The sequence below is a fragment of the Brevundimonas aurantiaca genome (assembly GCF_904830995.1).
GTDB lineage: Bacteria > Pseudomonadota > Alphaproteobacteria > Caulobacterales > Caulobacteraceae > Brevundimonas > Brevundimonas aurantiaca.
In genome coordinates this window covers 1,614,191-1,631,318 of record NZ_CAJGVD010000001.1, presented here as the reverse complement: position 1 = coordinate 1,631,318, position 17,128 = coordinate 1,614,191, and the positions used below count along the sequence as shown (strand labels likewise).

Genomic DNA, 17,128 nt, shown 5'->3' with positions numbered 1-17,128 from the left:
ATGTCCGACTCTCGCGCCGCCTCGCTTCGCGCGCTTCTCTTCGCCTCCAGCGCCGCCGGCATGCTGGTCGCCGCCCCCGCCATCGCCCTCGCCGCTGACGCGACCGCCGAAGACGGCGTGGTCGTCACCGTGGATCAGCAACAACAGCCCGCCAACCTGGGCACGATCGACGTCAACGGCCAGCTGAAGAAGCCTGCGCCGGTCAGTCCCGAATTCGTCGCTCCCCTGGTCGATACGCCCCGCGCCGTGACCGTCATTCCCCAGGCGATCATCGAACAGACGGCGGCCTCGTCGCTGCAGGACCTGTTGCAGAATTCGCCCGGCATCACCTTCGGCGCCGGCGAGGGCGGTCAGCCCCTGGCGGACCGTCCCTTCATCCGCGGCCAGTCGTCCGGCAACAACATCTTCGTCGACGGTCTGCGGGATACGGGGGGCCAGCAGCGCGAAGTGTTCAACCTGGAACAGGTCGAGGTGATCAAGGGGCCGGACGCCGTCTATTCCGGCCGGGGCTCGGGCGGGGGCAGCGTCAATCTGAGCTCCAAATCGCCTAAACTGAACGCCTTCAACAACTTCAGCGCCGGCGTCGGGACGGACGGCTATGTCCGCGGCACGATCGACGCCAATATGCCGCTGGGTGAAACCGCCGCCCTGCGGATCAATCTGATGGGCGCCCAGGGCGACGTGCCCGGTCGCGACAGCGTCGATTACGACAAATGGGGCCTGGGCGTCAGCCTGGGGGCGGGCCTGGGAACCGGCTCGTCCATGGTCTTCAGCTACTATCATCTGACCGGCGATCAGACGCCGGACTACGGCATTCCGCTGTTCACCAAGATCCAGTCGCGCACGACCGACAGCGGCGTGCTGGACGTCCCCTATGGCAGCTTCTACGGGCTGAAGGCGCGCGACTATCTGACCAATGAGGTCGACAGCTTCACCTTCAAGGCCGAGCACCGCTTCAGCGACCTTCTGACGATCCGCAACGTCAGCCGCTATGCGGAGACGCTGAACGACTACATCGTCACCAACCCCGGCGACGGCGGCTATGTCGGCCGCGCGGCCGACGGGACCTATTGGATGAAGCGGGGGACCAAGACCCGCTGGAACCCCGTCACCACCCTGGCCAATGTCACCGACCTGTACGGCCGGTTCGAGACGGGGGCGTTCAAACACAGCTATGACGTGGGTCTGGAGCTGACGCGCGAGCGGAACCGCAATGCGGCCTATTCGACCTACACCACCTCCGGCGCCGCCTGCCCGACGGGTCTGACCACAGTCTCCGGATCGAGGCCGACGGCGGCCAGCGCCCTGGGCGCCGACGACTGCACCCGCGTCTATGATCCCACGCCGGACGACGCCTGGACCGGCGTGATCAACCGTGGCCCGACCAGCTCCAACACCACCGAGACCATCGGCCTTTACGCCAACGACAGCATCACCCTGACCGAGCGGCTGATCCTGAACCTGGGCGTGCGGTGGGATCAGTATTCGGTGCGCGGCCTGAATGCGACGTCGAGCCAGACGGCCGGCGTCTGGACCACGGCAGGCTATACGGTCGTGCCCGAGCGGACCTGGGAGTTCACCAACTATCAGGTTGGTCTGGTGTTCAAGCCGACGCAGAACAGCAGCGTCTATGCGTCCTGGTCCACCTCCTCGACGCCGCCGACCATTTCGGCGGGCGACCAGAACGCCTCGGGCGGCACGGGCACGGTCGATGGCGTCGCCAACACCGTTCTGGATCCGGAAGACACCGAGAGCTTCGAGATCGGCGCCAAGGCCAATGTCTTGAACGACCGTCTCGCCCTGTCGGCGGCCGCCTTCCATCTGACCCGCAAGAACGCCCTGATCCTGGTCGAGCCGAACATCTTCCGTCAGGAAGGCGAGGTCGAGGTCACCGGCTTCGAACTGGGCGTGTCAGGCAGCATCACGCCGAAGTGGACCGTGTTCGGCGGCTATACCTACATGGACTCCGAGCTGACCAAGGCGGCCGTGGTCGTGTCGGGCACGCCGCCGGTCGCAAGCGTCAATCCGCTGCAAGGCCTGCCCCTAGCCAATACGCCCAAGAACAGCGCGAGCCTGTTCACCACCTATCGCCTGCTGCCCAAACTGACGATCGGCGGCGGCGTCTATTACACCTCCAAGTCCTGGGGCGGAAACCAGGGCGGGGCCGGCGGCGGGAACAACCGCGTCTATGCGCCCGAATGGACCCGCGTTGACGCCTTCGCCACCTATGACCTTTCGGACCGCGCCAGCCTGCAGCTGAACGTCAAGAACGCCACGGACGAGGAATACATCATCCGCACCAACGGCGTGCACCACGCCGATCCGGCGGCGGGACGCCAGGCCATTCTGGCCCTGAACCTGCGCTTCTAAAGGCCTCTATCCCCGGCCTATAACTGGCGGCTCCGTCCTTCCGGCGGGGCCGCCTTTCTCTTTTCCAGCGAGAGCGACGTGCTGCTGCAAATCCCCGAAGTCTTCTCCAAGGCCGAAGTGAAGGCCCTGCGCGAGCGGCTGGACGCCGGACCGTGGGCCGACGGAAACATGACCTCGGGCCATCAGTCGGCGACGGCCAAGCGGAACCAGCAGCTGCCGGAAGACTCCGACGTCGCCAAGGAGGTCTCGGCCCTGATCGTCCAGGCCTTGAACGCCAATCCCATGTTCGTCGCCGCCGCCCTGCCGCACACGATCTTTCCGCCCTTGTTCAACCGCTATGAGGGCGGGGGCGAGTTCGGCCTGCACGTGGACAACGCCATCCGCCAGCAGCGGGGCGGCGGTTCAATCCGTATACGGAGCGACCTGTCGGCGACCCTGTTCCTGTCCGAGCCCGAGGACTATGACGGCGGCGAGCTGATCATCGAGGAGATGTACGGGCCGCAGTCGGTCAAGCTGCCGGCCGGGGATCTGGTGCTTTATCCGTCCAAGAGCCTGCACAAGGTCATGCCGGTGACGCGCGGGGCGCGGGTCTCGTCCTTCATGTGGATGCAGAGCCTGATCCGGGACGACGGCGACCGCGAGATGCTGTTCCGTCTGGACGTGGCGACCCAGCGGGTGGCCCTGGAGAAGGGGCCGAAGGATCAGGCGGTGATCGAACTGACCGGCGTCTATCACAATCTTCTGCGGCGCTGGTCCGAGGTGTGACGTCCCGACCGCCCCGTCTGTGACCCCAGGGTCGCAGTCCGCTTTATAAGGTCGCAGGGCTGAACCAAGGCGGGGCTGGTCTATTGTGACCGGGATGTTCCAAGACGCGCCCCCCGCTCCGCCCGCCCAATTGTCTGAAATCACGGTGACGGCGGCCCGTCTGCCGCCCGCCGCCGCCGACGCCGCCTTTTCGGTGGTTCGGCTGGATCAAACCGTGCTGGAGCGGTCCGTCCGGCTGGACGAGGCCCTGCGGACCGTGCCCGCCGTGTCCCTGTTCCGCCGCACCTCCAGCCTGGCCGCCAATCCGACGACCCAGGGGATTTCGCTCAGGGCCATCGCCCCGTCCGGCGCGGGGCGGACCCTGGTGACCCTGGACGGAGTCCCGCTGAACGATCCGTTCGGCGGCTGGGTGATCTGGTCCCAGGTCGCGCCGGAATCGCTGGAGCGGGTGGACGTCGTGCGCGGCGCGGGCGCGGGGCCCTATGGCGCGGGCGCCCTGACCGGGACCATCGCCCTGACGGAGCGGGCGCGGGGCGGGGTGCTGGACCTGTCGCTCGCCGCGCGCGGCGGGGCGCGGGGGGCGGGATCGGGATCGACGATGTTGGGCCCCGTCGGCGTGACCCTGTCGGGCCTGTATGAGACCAGCGACGGCTATACGCCCGTGCGCGGATCGGCGGCGGGAGCGGCGGACACGCCGCTGGATCTGGACAGCCGCAGCGCCGCCCTGCGGGTCGATGCGCCGCTGGACGGGGTGAATCTGCAAGGGGCGAACCTGTCTCTGCGCGCGGCGACCTGGGAAGAGGATCGGGGCTCCGGCCTGCTGAACGCCCGGTCCAACGCCAGCGGACACAGCCTGAGCGCCACGGCGGCCAAGGCGCCGCCCGTCGACGGTTACGGCTGGCGGCTGCAGGCGTGGCGGATCGAGAGCGACTTCGCCAACAGCTCGGCCTCGGTGGCGGCGGACCGATCGACCACGACCCCGGCCAATGATCAGTACAAGACCCCGGCGACCGGCTGGGGGCTGAACGCGGCCCTGCGCCGTCGCGTGGCCGAGATCGCGGGCGGCCGGCTGGAGTGGGAGGTCGGCGCCGACGCCCGCTTCAACGAGGGTGCGACCAATGAGTTCTTCAGCAATCCCACCGGCGCGGGCTTCGCGCGGGGACGGCGCGCGGGCGGCGAGACCTCGGTGGCCGGGGCCTATGTGGACGGGTCGTGGACCGGCGGGGACTGGCTGGTCGCGGGCGGTCTCCGCTACGACCGGTGGAAGAACGAGGCGGGCTTTCGCTACGAATACACGCTGGCGACCGGGGCGCCGATCCTGGACGAGACCGACGAGGACCGGTCGGGCGAGGTGGTCAGCGCGCGACTGGCGGCGCGGCGCGATCTGGCCGCCTGGCTGGGCGAGGGTTACGCTTGGCGGGCGGCGGCCTATTCGGGCTTTCGGCCCGCGACCCTGAACGAACTGCACCGGCCTTTCCGGGTCGGCAACGACATCACCGAGGCGAATGCGGGGCTGGAGCCCGAAACCCTTCGCGGGATCGAGACGGGCCTGGCCTTCGACCGGAGCGGCGTCGCCTGGGGGGCGACCGTCTTCTGGAACGAGATCGAGGACGCCATCGTCAATGTGACGATCGGCGAAGGACCGGCGACCTTCCCGCGCGCGGGCTTCGTGCCGGCGGGCGGCGTGCTGCGCCAACGCCAGAACGCCGGCACGATCAAAGCCTGGGGCCTGGAGCTGAACGGTTCGGTCCGGGCGAGCGAGGCCCTGGCGCTGAACGCCGCCCTGTCCTGGACCGACGCCGAGGTGGACGGCGGCGCGGCGGCGCCCCAGCTGACGGGCCTGCGTCCGGCCCAGGCGCCGGAATGGAGCGCGACGGCGGGCGTCGACTGGCGGGCGACGGATCGGCTGAGCCTGGGTCTGGCCGCGCGCTATGAATCGGCCCGGTTCGACGATGATCTGAACAGCCGCACCCTGGACCCCGCCGTCACCCTGGACGCTCGCGCGGAATGGTCGGCCGGGGACGGGGTGATGATCTGGGCCGCCGTCGACAACGCTTTCGACGCGGATGTGGAGGTGTCGATGACCGGGTCCGACGTCGCGGGCTACGGCCCCCCGCGCACGGTGCGGGCCGGGGTCAGGTTCAGCTACTGACGGTCTCTGCGCGACGAATTCGCCGCATGGCTTTCTATTGCAAACGGTTCGCAACAGTGGCACAGCCGTTCCGTGACTGAACTCGCCGCACAAAACCAGATCGAGCCGACCTCAAGGGGCGCGAAAAAGCCGAAGGCGGCGCTGAACGGCGCGCGGTCCTTCTGGCTGAAGCAGCTCCATTCCTGGCACTGGATTTCGGCGGCTGTCAGCCTGGTCGGCATGATCCTGTTCGCGGTCACGGGCATCACCCTGAACCATGCGGCCTCCATTCCGGCCCAGCCGGTGACGGTCGAACAGACCGCCACCCTGCCGGCGCCCCTGCTGCAACGGCTTTCGGCCTATCCGCAGGAGACGACCGAACCGGTTCCCGACGCCGTCGCCCGCTGGTCGGCCGAGGCGCTGAAGGTTCAGATCGCCGGGCGGCCGACCGAGACGACGCCCGAGGAGATCTACGTCGCCCTGCCGATCCCCGGCGGCGACGGCTGGTTGACCATCGACCGGGCGACGGGCGAGGCGGTCCATGAAAAGACCACGCGCGGCTGGATCGCCTATCTGAACGACCTGCATAAGGGGCGGAATGCAGGCGCGGTCTGGTTCTGGTTCATCGACGTCTTCGCCGTCGCCTGCGTCATCTTTGCGGTGACGGGGCTGGGGCTGATGTGGCTGCATGCACGCGGCCGTCCCTCCACCTGGCCCCTGGCGGCGCTGGGCCTGTTGATCCCCGTCGTCATCGCCCTGATCTTCATCCATTGAGAGTGTAACGGATGCGTCTTCTCCCCATCGTCGTCACCACCGCCGGTCTGACCCTGGCCGCCGCCCCGGCCCTGGCGGCGGATTTGTCGGTCACGGTCGAGGTGCCGCGGCTGAACACCGCCTCCTATCACCGGCCCTATGTGGCGGTCTGGATCGAGCGGCCGGATCAGACGGCGGTCCAGACCCTGGCGGTCTGGTACCAGCAGACCCGCAACAATGAGGGCGACGGCAAGGACTGGCTGAAGGACCTGCGCACCTGGTGGCGCAAGGGGGGCCGGGCCATGAGCCTGCCGGCCGACGGGATTTCGGGCGCCACCCGCGCGCCGGGCCGCCAGACCGTCAACGTCCCCGCCGCCCGGCTGCGCGGGCTTCAGCCCGGCCAGTACAATCTGGTGGTCGAGGCGGCGCGCGAACTGGGCGGGCGCGAGGTGGTGCGCGTGCCCTTCCGCTGGGGCGGGGCCAATACCGCCGACGCCTCCGGCTCCACCGAACTGGGCGCCGTGCGCGTCACCGTCTCTCGCTGAGGAACAGACCCATGAAAAAGACCGTCGCGCTTCTGGCCTTCGCCGCCGCCCTGGCTGCGCCCCTGGCCGCCCAGGCGCACCGCGCCTGGATGGCGCCGACCTCGACCAGCCTGTCGGGCGCCGACGCCTGGGTCGGTTTCGATGCGGGCATGTCCAACGGGGTCTTCATCCCCGACCACGCCGCCATGCGGATGACGGGCCTGGTGGTGACGGCGCCCGACGGCTCGACCGTCCAGCCCGAACATCTGATGCAGGCCCAGTACCGCACCACCTTCGACGTCCATCTGACGCAGAACGGCACCTATAAGGTCGCCAACGTCATGGGCGGCGTCATGGCCAGCTACACCCTGAACGGCGAACAGAAGCGTTGGCGTGGAACTGCAGCCGAATATCCGGCCGCCCTGCCCGAAGGCGCGACCGACGTCCAGGCGACCCGCACCGCCAGCCGGATCGAAACCTTCGTCACCCTGAACAATCCGACCGACACCGTGTTCAAGACCACGGGCGAGGGACTGGAGCTGGTCCCCGTGACCCATCCGAACGATCTGGTCGCCGGCGAGGCCGCCAGCTTCAAACTGCTGAAGGACGGCCAGCCCGCCGCCGACCTGGACGTGACCGTCGCGCGCGGCGGCCTGCGCTATCGCGACAATCCCGAGGAGATGACGGTCAAGACCGGCGCCGACGGCGTCTTCACCGTCACCTGGCCCGAGGCCGGCCTGTACTGGCTGAACGCCTCGGTCCGCACCCCGGCCCAAGGCGAGGCCCTGGGGACCAACGCCAACTATGTGGCGGTGATGGAAGTCCTGCCCTAGACCCTGGGCATGTCCGACACGCCCTTTTCGCGCGGTTCGCGCGCCGCCCCGCCCGTCCTCACCCTGGGAGACCCGGTTCCGCTTGCGGACCGGGTCGACAACCGCGTCCTGATCCCGCCGGTCGAGGGGCCGCCGCCCCGGCCGCCCGGCGATCATATCCAGGCGCTGGACGGCCGGACCATGGGCACGACCTGGAGCGTGCGCGCCATCGGGCCGCGCGGCCTGACCGAGGCGGCCCTGCGCGAGGCGATCGAGCGGGAGCTGGCGACGGTCGTGGCCCTGTTCAGCCCGTGGGAGCCGTCCAGCGAGATCAGCCGGTTCAACGCCGCCCCGCCCGGCATGTGGGCGGTGTCCCAGCCGTTCTGGGATCTGGTCGATGCGGCCATGGACCTGGGCGACGAGACCAATGGGGCGGTCGATCCGACCCTGGGCGCCCTGGTCGATCTGTGGGGTTTCGGCCCGCCGGGACCGCGCGGCGCCCTTCTGCCCCTGCCCAGCGACGAAGAGGTCGAGGCGGCCCTGAAGGTCAGCGGCTGGGGACGGCTGCGGATGAACCGCGAGGCGCGCGGCCTGATGCAGCCGGGCGGGATGAAGCTGGACCTGTCCGGCATCGCCAAGGGCCATGCGGTGGACCGGGTGTCGGACGCCCTGACGGCCCTGGGCGCGACCTCGCACCTGGTCGAGATCGGCGGAGAGCTGAAGGGGCGCGGGGTCAAGCCTGACGCCCAGCCCTGGTGGGTGGAGATCGAGCGGGTGGAGGGCGACGCCTCGCCCCGCACGGTGGCGGCCCTGTTCGACCTGGCCATGGCGACCAGCGGCGACTATCGCCGCGCCTTCCGCCATGAGGGGCGGCTCTATCCTCATACGATCGACGGATCGACGGGGCGGCCGGTCAGCAACAATCTGGCCTCGGTCACCGTGCTGCACGCCTCGGCCATGAAGGCCGACGCCTACGCCAGCGCCCTGACGGTCATGGGGCCGTTCGAGGGGCCGGAGTACGCTGAAGCGGTCGGTTTGGCCGCCCTGTTCGTCGAACGCACGCCGCGCGGCCTGGTCGAGCGGATGAGCCCGGCCTTCAAGGCCATGATGGAGGATGGGGCGGAGGCGGCGCCGGGGTGACGAACGATCCGTCCCGCTGGCTTCTGGCCCTGGCGGCCGTCGGCCTCTGGCTGGTCCTGATCGGCCTGATCGTCTGGCGCGAGCGCCGGGCGAAGGCGGCGGCGCGCGCCCGCTCCGAGGCCCTGGCCGGAGACGGGGAGGAGACGGTGCTTGTGGCCTTCGCCAGCCAGACGGGACTGGCCGAGGACCTGGCCTGGATGACCGCCCGAGCCTTGCAGGACGGCGGCTTGGGGGCGCGGGTCCTGTCGTTTGCCGACCTGGACCTGGCGACGCTGAAGGCGGCGGGCCGGGCCCTGCTGATCGTCTCGACGACGGGTGAAGGCGATCCGCCCGACAGCGCCGCGCGGCTGGTGCGAAAGGCCATGGGGGCGCCGGCCGACCTGGGCGGGCTTCGGTTCGGCCTGATGGCCCTGGGCGACCGCAGCTATGATCAGTTCTGCGGCTTCGGCCATGCGCTGGACGGCTGGCTGAGGCGCTCGGGCGCCGAGCCCCTGTTCGATCTGGTGGAGGTGGACGCCGGGGACGCGGGCGCCGTGCGCCATTGGCAGCATCAGTTGAACCAGATCACCGGCCGGGTCACGGCGCCGGACTGGACCCCGCCCGCCTATGAGCCCTGGCGGCTGACGCAGCGGACCCTGATCAATCCCGGCAGTCCGGGCGGCGAAGCCTATCATCTGGTCTTGGAGCCGGTCGGGACGGCGCCGCCCTGGTCCGCCGGGGACATCGCCGAGGTGGGGCTGCCCGAGCGCGACGGCGTGACGCCGGGCGCGCGCGAATATTCGATCGCCTCGGTGCCGGCGGACGGGCGGGTCGAACTGGTGGTGCGGCTGATGCGCCGGCCGGACGGGACGCCCGGCCTGGCCTCGGGCCGGCTGACCCAGGACCTGGCTCTGGGCGCAACCATCGACATGCGGGTGCGGACCAACCGCAGCTTCCACGGCCCGGAGGATCAGACGCCGATGATCCTGATCGGCAACGGCACGGGGATCGCGGGGCTGAGGGCCCATCTGAAGGCCCGCGCGGCCCAAGACGGGGGCCAGGGGAGCGGCGCCTGGCTGATGTTCGGCGAACGGACCCAGGCCCACGACGCCTTCTTCGACGCCGAGCTTCAGGCCTGGCTGGCGTCCGGCGTTCTGACCCGGCTGGACCGGTGTTTCTCGCGCGATCCCAGCGACGGCCGCTATGTGCAGGATCTGGTCGCGGCGGCGGCGCCGGACGTCCGCGCCTGGGTGGACCGGGGCGCGGCCCTCTATGTCTGCGGCAGTCTGGAGGGGATGTCCCAGGGGGTCCATGCAGCCCTGGAGGCGGCGCTGGGCGCGGAGGCCCTGCTGACCCTGCTGGAGGACGGCCGCTATCGCCGGGACGTCTACTGAAAAGGAGATCAGCGCCGCCCGACTGCTGCGTCTGCCCGACCGAACCGGAAGCGGCGCCGTCGAATACCCGCCGCCGGGCCGTCGACCGGCTGTTCGCCTTCGCCACGGCCTCGCTGGACGCCGGATGATCCGAATCGGGGACGGCGTCGTAAATCGTGGCGTCCGAGGGCGGACTTCCCCTAAAAGACGCCTTTCGTTTCCGATTGGACCGCCTCGCCTCATGACTGAATCGCCGCCCCGGATCGGAGGCCTGGACGTCCAAGGTCTGAACGTCCAAGGTCTGGGCGATCCCGAGGACCCGGTCGTCCTGCTGATCGGTTCGCCCGAGCGGCTGTCGGCGGACGGGCGACGGTGGGTGCGGGCCCTGGTGGAGGCCGGGCGTCACGTGTTGCTGGCCCCGCTGGACGAGGCGGACGGGGAGGGGGCGGCGGTCGCCCTGCGCGCCCTTTTGACCGAACTGTCGTCCCGACCCGCCGTGCTGTGTTCGGCCCAGACCCTGGCGGCGGTCCATCCGGCCCTGGTCGTGACCGGCCCGGCCCTGGTCAGCTGTCTGATCGTGGTCGGGGCGGCGCCGGATGCGGCGACGCCCGCAGACCTGCCGCGGCTCGATCTGGAAGCCGAACCGGCGGGCGAGGCGACCGAGGCGGCGCTGCTGGGCTTTCTGGAACGCCATGCGCCGCGCCAGGCCCTGCATTATCAGGCCGGGTCGGACGCCCGGACCCTGCGCGACGCCCTGGGCTGTTTCGCCACCGGGGTCACGGTGGTCACCACCCTGGATGAACAGGGCCGGCCGGTGGGGCTGACCGCCAACTCCTTCTCCTCGGTGTCGCTGGACCCGCCCCTGATCCTGTTCTGCCTGGCGCGCAGTTCGTCGAACCTGGAGCGGTTCAGAAGGGCCGAGCATTTCGCCATCAACGTCCTGCACATCGGCCAGCAGCCGATGTCGGGCGTTTTCGCCCGGTCGTCGGCCGAACGGTTCGACGGCGTCGCCTGGGAGAGCTGGGACACCGGCGCCCCCATACTGTCCGGCTCCCTGGCCAGTTTCGAATGCGCCACCCATCAGGTGGTGGAGGCGGGGGATCATCTGGTCTTTATCGGCCGGGTCACGCGCGCCCGGTTCGAGCCGCGCCGCGATCCCCTGCTCTATTTCCGGGGCCGTTACCGAAGGCTCCATTTCGCCTGAGCTGCGCCCGACCCGGTTCGCATCCCGGTTCACAACGGGCGGTCGGATCGCTATCTCAGGCGCCAAATCAAGAGGAAGCCCGCCATGTCCCCCGATCCCGCCCAAGATCCCGTCGTCATCGTCTCCTACGCCAGAACCCCGATGGGCGGATTCCAGGGCGTGCTGTCGGACGCCAAGTCCACCGACCTGGGCGCGGCGGCGGTGAAGGCGGCGCTGGAGCGGGCGGGCCTGGCGCCGGACAAGGTCGAACAGATCATCATGGGCTGCGTCCTGCCCGCCGGCCTGGGCCAGGCGCCGGCGCGTCAGGCGGGGCTGGGCGCGGGCCTGCCGATCTCGGCCGAGGCGACCACGATCAACAAGATGTGCGGCTCGGGCATGCAGGCGGCCATGATGGCCCATGACGCCCTGCTGGCCGGCTCGGCCGAGGTGATCGTGGCGGGCGGCATGGAGTCCATGACCAACGCCCCCTATCTGATGCACAAGCACCGGGGCGGCGCCCGCATCGGCCATGACGTCATCTCCGACAGCATGTATCTGGACGGTCTGGAAGACGCCTATGAGCCCGGCAAGCTGATGGGCCAGTTCGCCGAGGACACGGCCAAGGCCTATCAGTTCACCCGCGAACAGCAGGACGCCTATGCGGTCGAAAGCGCCGGCCGGGCCAAGCGCGCCCAGGACAGCGGCGACTTCGACGCCGAGATCACGCCGGTCGAGGTCAAGACGCGCAAGGGGGTGGTGGTCGTGGACCGCGACGAACAGCCGACCAAGTCCGATCCGTCCAAGATCCCCAATCTGAAGCCCGCCTTCGGCAAGGACGGGACCATCACCGCCGCCTCGGCCGCCTCCATCTCGGACGGCGCGGCCGCCCTGGTGATGATGCGCCAGTCCACGGCCCAGGCCCTGGGCCTGACCCCCATCGCCCGCGTCGTGGCCCAGGCCGCCCACGCCCATGAGCCCAGCCTGTTCACCACCGCCCCGGTCTTCGCCCTGCAAAAGGCGCTGAAGAAGGCCGGCTGGACGCCTGAGGACGTCGATCTGTGGGAGGTCAACGAGGCCTTCGCCATCGTGCCGATGATCGCCATGCAGGAGCTGGGCGTCCCCCACGACAAGATCAACGTCAACGGCGGCGCGTGCGCCCTGGGCCACCCGCTGGGCGCCTCCGGCGCCCGCGTCCTGACCACCCTGCTGTCCGCCCTGAAGGCGCGCGGCAAGACCCGGGGCATGGCCGCCCTGTGCATCGGCGGCGGCGAGGCGACGGCGATGGGGGTAGAGCTGGTTTAGGGGGCGGGGCGGACCGACCGATGGTCCGCCGACGGCGACAAGAGGCTCAGTGGGCGGCGCCCACGGGCAGGTGGCTCTTGTCATGCCGGCCCAGCTTGTCGATCAGGGTTCGCCCGGCCTCATTCATTCCGATGAGGTCGACCTGCGCCCCCTGACGGCGATAGCGGAACACGACCTTGTCCACGGCGGCCACGCCGGTCAGATCCCAGAGATGGGCGTCGGTCATGTCGATCTCGACGCGGGTCGGTCGGCCGTGATGTTCGAAGGCGGCGGCGAACACGTCGGCCGAGGCGAAAAAGAGATTGCCGGTCACCCGGTATCGCAACACGCCCTCTTGCGACGTCTCGATCTCCTCCACGCGAACGGTCTTGCCGACCTTGCGCATGAAGAAGACGGCGGACAGGATCACGCCCAGGACCACCCCCTTCGACAGGTCGTGGGTGACGACCACCGTCGCTGTCGTGGCGATCATCACCACAGACGACTGAAACGGCGTGGAGCGCAGTTTCAACACTGAACCCCAGTCGAAGGCGCCGATCGAGACCATGATCATCACCGCCACCAGGGCCGCCATGGGAATTCGGGCGACCCAGTCCTTAAGCACCAGGATCAGAAACAGCAGGAACAGGCCGGCCCACAGGGTGGACAGGCGTCCGCGGGCTCCGCTGGTCACATTGATGATCGACTGGCCGATCATGGCGCAGCCCGCCATGCCGCCGAAGAGGGACGAGGCGATATTGGCCATGCCCTGTCCGCGCGTCTCTCGGTCCTTGTCCGACGGCGTGTCGGTGATGTCGTCCAACAGATTGGCGGTCAGCAGGCTTTCCAACAGGCCCACAAAGGCCAGGGTCGCAGCCACCGGACCGATGACGGTCAGCGTCTCCCAGGTCAGCGGCACGTTCGGAATATGGAACATCGGCAGGGCCGAGGGCATCTGGCCCATGTCGCCGACAGTGCGGACATCAAGCCCCGTCAGGATCACGAAGGCGCTGACGGCGACGATGGCGACCAGCGGAGACGGGACCGCCCTTGTGATCCTGGGGAAGCCGTAGATGATCGCCAGGGCCGCGCCGACCAGGGCGAAGGTCTGCCAGTCGGCGCCGATCAGTTCAGGCATCTGCGCCAGGAAGATCAGGATCGCCAGGGCGTTGACGAAGCCGGTCATCACGCTGCGCGAGACGAACCTTATGTAGCGACCCAGCTTCATCAGGCCGATGAGGATCTGAAACACGCCGGTCAGCAGCGACGCCGCGAACAGATATTCCAGCCCGTGATCGCGCACGAGCCCGACCATCAGCAGGGCCATGGCGCCGGTCGCCGCCGAGATCATGGCCGGGCGACCGCCGACGAAGGCGATGGTCACCGCGATCACGAAGCTGGCGTACAGGCCGACCGCCGGATCGACCCCGGCGATGATCGAAAAGGCGATGGCCTCGGGGATCAGGGCCAGGGCGACGACGGTCCCCGCCAGCAGATCACGGCGTGGGTTGGCGAGCCATTGCTGGCGCACGGACGCAACTATTGTCATTGAGATTTCAGTGGGGATGACCCAAGGCTTGGGTCGGTTTCCTGACGGATCGGCGGTCAGGATAGCCACCCGCCTCCTAGCTGTAGGGACAGGTCCAAGGTGAGGCCTCCCTCATGCCTTCAAGCCGCGCGTGAAGCAAGGGCGAAGCCCGACCGTTTTCGAGCCGTCCTCGCGGTCGGTGCTAGGCCGCGAACGCCTGTTTCATCGGCGTCACCGTGCCCTCGGGCCGTTTCACCGGCAGGTCGAAGCTGACCACCGTGCCGACGCCGGGTTCGCTTTCCAGGGTCAGGCGGCCGCCGTGCATTTCGATCAGGGACTTGGTCAGGGCCAGGCCCAGGCCGGTGCCCTGGGTGGTCTTGGAGTGCTGGCCCTCGACCTGTTCGAAGGGGCGGGCCAGGCGGGCCAGATTTTCGGGGGCGATGCCGATGCCGGTGTCGGCGCAGGAGACCTTGACCCGCGCCTGACCGTCTTCGTCTTGCGTCGCCGCCAGGGTCAGGGTGATCCGTCCGCCGGCGGGGGTGAATTTCACCGTGTTGGAGATCAGGTTCAGCATCACCTGTTTCAGTCCGCGCTGGTCCGCCTCGATGTCGGGCAGATCCTCGCCCACGACGCTCAGGGTCAGGTCCGCCTCCTGGACCTTGCCGCGCATCAGCCGCACCGCGTCCTCGCACACCCCCTTCAGCGACACCGGCTCATAGTACAGGGTCATCTTGCCGGCCTCGATCTTGGCCATGTCCAGCACGTCGTTGATCAGGCTGAGCAGATGCTGGCCCGACTTCAATATGTCGGCGGCGTAACCCTTGTATTTATCGCCGATGGGACCGAACAGCTCGGCGGCCATGATCTCCGAAAAGCCGTTGATGGCGTTCAGAGGCGTGCGCAGCTCATGGCTCATATTGGCCAGGAATTCGGACTTGGCCTGGTTGGCGGCCTCGGCCCGGGTCATGGCGATCTCATATTGGCGCGCCAGCTGGGACAGCATTTGCTGGCTGGATTCCAGCTGGGCGACGGTGCGGCTCAGGTCTTCGACGGCGCGGCGGCGTTCGGCCTCTTCGCGCTTGATGGCGGTGATGTCGGCGGCGGTGACGACCGAGCCGCCTTCTGAGGTGAAGCGTTCGGCCAGCTGCAGCCAGCGGCCGTCGTGCAGTTCGACCTCGCGCAGGCCCGCCCGCCCGTCGGAGGGGGCGTGTTCGGCCTTGATCGCCAGGGCGGCGATCCGGTTCAGCTCGTCCTTCAGCGCACCGCGCCGGACCACGCCGGGGGTGAAGGCGAAGGCGTCCTCGAAGCCCTGGTTCCACAGGATCAGGCGGCCGTTGCGGTCGAACAGGACGAAGGCGTCGGAAATGCTCTCGACCCCGTCGCGCAGGCGGCTTTCGGCGGCTTGGGCGGCCGCCTTGGCGCGGCGGGCCTCGGTGATGTCCAGGGCCACGCCCAATATGGCGGAAAAGCCGACCTCGCCGCGCGCGCCGCGGGCCTGTCCCCGCGCGTCGATCCAGCGGGTGCGCCCGTCCTCGGCCGCCACGGGGAAGGTGACTTCGAAGGCGCCGTAGGCTGCCGCCTGATCGAGGGCGTGGCGGACTTCGTCGCGGAAACGGGGATGTATGCGGGCCATGACGTCTTCGGCCTGCACGACCCCGCCGCGTTCGAAGCCGAGCAGGGTCGCCATATAGTCGGACAGGGTGACTTCCTCGCCCGCCAGGTCCCATTCCCAGACGCCGCACCGAGCCGCCTCGACCGCGACCCGGAACCGCCGCTCGGACGAGGCCCATTCCCGGCTGGCCCTGGCGCGTCGCAGGCCCTGGATCAGATAGAGGATCAGCACGCCCAGGCCCAGCAGCACGGGGGCGATCAGCACCCAGGCTTCGTCCATCAGCCCGCCGCCCTCGGCCTCGGGATCCAGCACCGTCACATAGGGGCCGCCCGGCGCGATCGGCGCGGCCGCGACCGCCCCGCCGCCCCGCGCGGCGCGGGGCGTGGTCAGGGACGGCAGGTCCTTGGGCTCCACCCCGATCAGGGCTTCGGCCGATTGCCCCGCCTCGCCCGGCTGGGACGAGGCCAGGACACGGCCGGAAGCCGAGACGATCCGATAGGGGGGCGCAGCCGGCAGGTCCTGGGCCACATGGGCCTCCAGCCGCCGCCCGCCCGCCTGGGGTCCGGCCAGGGTCAGGGCGCCGGGCTTGCGCGCCCCTTGCGCCGCCACCAGGGCGCCCGAGGTGTCGACTACGGAAAAGCTGACGTCGGGCGCCGCGCGTCGCGCCGCCTCGACCGCCGCCAGGGGGGCGGCGTCCTGTCCCAGGACGGGGGCGGCGGCGTCGAAGCCGGTCTGGGCGGCCTGGATCTGGACGGCGATCCGGCTGGCGGCCAGTTGGGCGTTCAAGGCCAGGTTTTCGTCACGCAGACGATGGGCCTCGCGGCCGGGCTGGCTCAGATGGCGCGACATCATCAGTGCATAGCCGGTCGCGCCCAGGGCCAGGACCAGGACGCCGATGCGGATCCAGGCCGGGGCGCCGACGGGGGCGTGGTCGGAGGCGCGCCGTCCCCGTCCTTGCTGCCGCCGCTCCATGCCCCGCAAGTCGCTCTCCCGCCAAAATGCCGCTGATCAGGCGAATCTAGGCTGCGTCGCGGATTCCTGTCGAGACTTGGTTAACGGTTTCTGACCCGTCAGGCGGCGACGGCTGGGGATTGCGGCGACGTCTGCGCCTCCTGCGCCACGGTCACGACCGGATGAAGGGCGCTGCGGGCCTGTCGCGCCAGGTCCAGCACGGCGGGCGGGGCGTCTTCGGGCGCTTCCGCCGCCAGGGCGATCAGGCTTTCGGCCAGCCGCATCAGCTGGGGCGCCGCCGTGATCAGGCGCGCCTGAAACTCGATCCGTTGCGGATCGCGGTCGTATTCGGCGCCGGGCACGCGCCAGCCGCCCCAGTCGGCGGTGTCGGTGACGACCACGGGATAGGTGCCGGGCTGAGGGTGGTGCAGACAGTCTTCCTCGGCCTGCCACTTGTTGCGGGCGCGTAGCACGCGCCAGACGCCCAGGTCGCGGCCCGCCCCGTCTTCAGCGGCGGTCATCAGTTCCGAAGCGGCGAACTCCCGCCCCAGGCCCACGTCATAGGTGACGCGCACGGGCTCTTCGAACCCCTTGGCCCAGACCGGTTGGACCTTTTCGATCGTCGCCCAGGCGCCGACGCATTCGACCCAGACCTTCTGCCCCTTCTGAAACTGCGCGCGCGCCATAGCTGTTCTCCGGCCCATTTAGCCGGCTAAGGATGGTCGG

The 17,128-nt window shown here is 69.4% G+C and carries 13 protein-coding genes and 1 other annotated feature; of the genes, 10 read left to right on the top strand and 3 right to left on the bottom strand.

Going from position 1 to position 17,128, the window contains the following annotated elements; all coding sequences use genetic code 11:
* The 10 genes from JMT67_RS08090 to JMT67_RS08045 all read left to right on the top strand — a co-directional run bounded on the left by JMT67_RS08090 (window position 1) and on the right by JMT67_RS08045 (window position 12,332).
* Entirely contained in the window at window positions 1-2,370 is a 2,370-nt protein-coding gene (locus JMT67_RS08090) for a TonB-dependent receptor (RefSeq protein WP_201463173.1), read from the top strand.
* A gap of 78 nt (window positions 2,371-2,448) precedes the next feature.
* Complete coding sequence (locus JMT67_RS08085) at window positions 2,449-3,135, top strand: Fe2+-dependent dioxygenase (protein ID WP_183215168.1); 687 nt, start codon at window positions 2,449-2,451, stop codon at window positions 3,133-3,135.
* A 94-nt stretch (window positions 3,136-3,229) separates the two neighbouring features.
* Complete coding sequence (locus JMT67_RS08080) at window positions 3,230-5,287, top strand: TonB-dependent receptor (protein ID WP_201463172.1); 2,058 nt, start codon at window positions 3,230-3,232, stop codon at window positions 5,285-5,287.
* Window positions 5,288-5,359: 72 nt separating this feature from the next.
* Window positions 5,360-6,040 carry a PepSY-associated TM helix domain-containing protein gene (locus JMT67_RS08075; RefSeq protein ID WP_407645723.1) on the top strand — a complete coding sequence of 227 codons (681 nt, stop codon included), beginning with the start codon at window positions 5,360-5,362 and terminating at the stop codon, window positions 6,038-6,040.
* A gap of 11 nt (window positions 6,041-6,051) precedes the next feature.
* Window positions 6,052-6,564 (top strand): DUF2271 domain-containing protein, encoded by a 513-nt coding sequence (locus JMT67_RS08070; protein WP_152948894.1) that lies wholly within the window; start codon window positions 6,052-6,054, stop codon window positions 6,562-6,564.
* A gap of 11 nt (window positions 6,565-6,575) precedes the next feature.
* Window positions 6,576-7,376: a DUF4198 domain-containing protein gene (locus tag JMT67_RS08065; protein ID WP_201463171.1), complete on the top strand. Its 801-nt coding sequence runs from the start codon at window positions 6,576-6,578 to the stop codon at window positions 7,374-7,376.
* Window positions 7,377-7,385: 9 nt separating this feature from the next.
* The gene (locus tag JMT67_RS08060; RefSeq protein WP_201463170.1) at window positions 7,386-8,495 is read left to right on the top strand and encodes an FAD:protein FMN transferase; all 1,110 of its coding nucleotides are present in this window, start codon (window positions 7,386-7,388) and stop codon (window positions 8,493-8,495) included.
* Window positions 8,492-9,868 (top strand): sulfite reductase subunit alpha, encoded by a 1,377-nt coding sequence (locus JMT67_RS08055; RefSeq protein ID WP_201463169.1) that lies wholly within the window; start codon window positions 8,492-8,494, stop codon window positions 9,866-9,868. The genes JMT67_RS08060 and JMT67_RS08055 overlap by 4 nt, the downstream gene beginning before the upstream one ends.
* 220 nt (window positions 9,869-10,088) lie before the next feature.
* Window positions 10,089-11,051 carry a flavin reductase family protein gene (locus tag JMT67_RS08050; protein WP_201463168.1) on the top strand — a complete coding sequence of 321 codons (963 nt, stop codon included), beginning with the start codon at window positions 10,089-10,091 and terminating at the stop codon, window positions 11,049-11,051.
* Window positions 11,052-11,135: 84 nt separating this feature from the next.
* Window positions 11,136-12,332 (top strand): acetyl-CoA C-acyltransferase, encoded by a 1,197-nt coding sequence (locus JMT67_RS08045; RefSeq protein ID WP_152948890.1) that lies wholly within the window; start codon window positions 11,136-11,138, stop codon window positions 12,330-12,332.
* Window positions 12,333-12,378: 46 nt separating this feature from the next.
* Here JMT67_RS08045 and JMT67_RS08040 read toward each other — a convergent pair whose 3' ends face one another.
* The 3 genes from JMT67_RS08040 to JMT67_RS08030 all read right to left on the bottom strand — a co-directional run bounded on the left by JMT67_RS08040 (window position 12,379) and on the right by JMT67_RS08030 (window position 17,088).
* Window positions 12,379-13,860 carry a SulP family inorganic anion transporter gene (locus JMT67_RS08040; RefSeq protein ID WP_201463167.1) on the bottom strand — a complete coding sequence of 494 codons (1,482 nt, stop codon included), beginning with the start codon at window positions 13,858-13,860 and terminating at the stop codon, window positions 12,379-12,381.
* A 35-nt stretch (window positions 13,861-13,895) separates the two neighbouring features.
* Window positions 13,896-13,959, bottom strand: a sequence feature (sul1 is cis-regulatory element that is thought to sense ions involved in sulfur or methionine metabolism; They are found in Alphaproteobacteria).
* A gap of 82 nt (window positions 13,960-14,041) precedes the next feature.
* Window positions 14,042-16,423 (bottom strand): PAS domain-containing sensor histidine kinase, encoded by a 2,382-nt coding sequence (locus JMT67_RS08035; protein ID WP_201464010.1) that lies wholly within the window; start codon window positions 16,421-16,423, stop codon window positions 14,042-14,044.
* A gap of 98 nt (window positions 16,424-16,521) precedes the next feature.
* The gene (locus tag JMT67_RS08030; protein ID WP_183215158.1) at window positions 16,522-17,088 is read right to left on the bottom strand and encodes a hypothetical protein; all 567 of its coding nucleotides are present in this window, start codon (window positions 17,086-17,088) and stop codon (window positions 16,522-16,524) included.
* Between the last annotated feature and the right edge of the window lie 40 nt (window positions 17,089-17,128).

Bases quoted from the DNA above. Each gene is read 5' to 3' on its own strand.
- JMT67_RS08090 (WP_201463173.1), top strand. From the start codon at position 1: ATGTCCGACTCTCGCGCCGCCTCGCTTCGCGCGCTTCTCTTCGCCTCC.
- JMT67_RS08080 (WP_201463172.1), top strand. From the start codon at position 3,230: ATGTTCCAAGACGCGCCCCCCGCTCCGCCCGCCCAATTGTCTGAAATC.
- JMT67_RS08070 (WP_152948894.1), top strand. From the start codon at position 6,052: ATGCGTCTTCTCCCCATCGTCGTCACCACCGCCGGTCTGACCCTGGCC.
- JMT67_RS08065 (WP_201463171.1), top strand. From the start codon at position 6,576: ATGAAAAAGACCGTCGCGCTTCTGGCCTTCGCCGCCGCCCTGGCTGCG.
- JMT67_RS08060 (WP_201463170.1), top strand. From the start codon at position 7,386: ATGTCCGACACGCCCTTTTCGCGCGGTTCGCGCGCCGCCCCGCCCGTC.
- JMT67_RS08050 (WP_201463168.1), top strand. From the start codon at position 10,089: ATGACTGAATCGCCGCCCCGGATCGGAGGCCTGGACGTCCAAGGTCTG.
- JMT67_RS08045 (WP_152948890.1), top strand. From the start codon at position 11,136: ATGTCCCCCGATCCCGCCCAAGATCCCGTCGTCATCGTCTCCTACGCC.
- JMT67_RS08040 (WP_201463167.1), bottom strand. From the start codon at position 13,860: ATGACAATAGTTGCGTCCGTGCGCCAGCAATGGCTCGCCAACCCACGC.
- JMT67_RS08035 (WP_201464010.1), bottom strand. From the start codon at position 16,423: ATGGAGCGGCGGCAGCAAGGACGGGGACGGCGCGCCTCCGACCACGCC.
- JMT67_RS08030 (WP_183215158.1), bottom strand. From the start codon at position 17,088: ATGGCGCGCGCGCAGTTTCAGAAGGGGCAGAAGGTCTGGGTCGAATGC.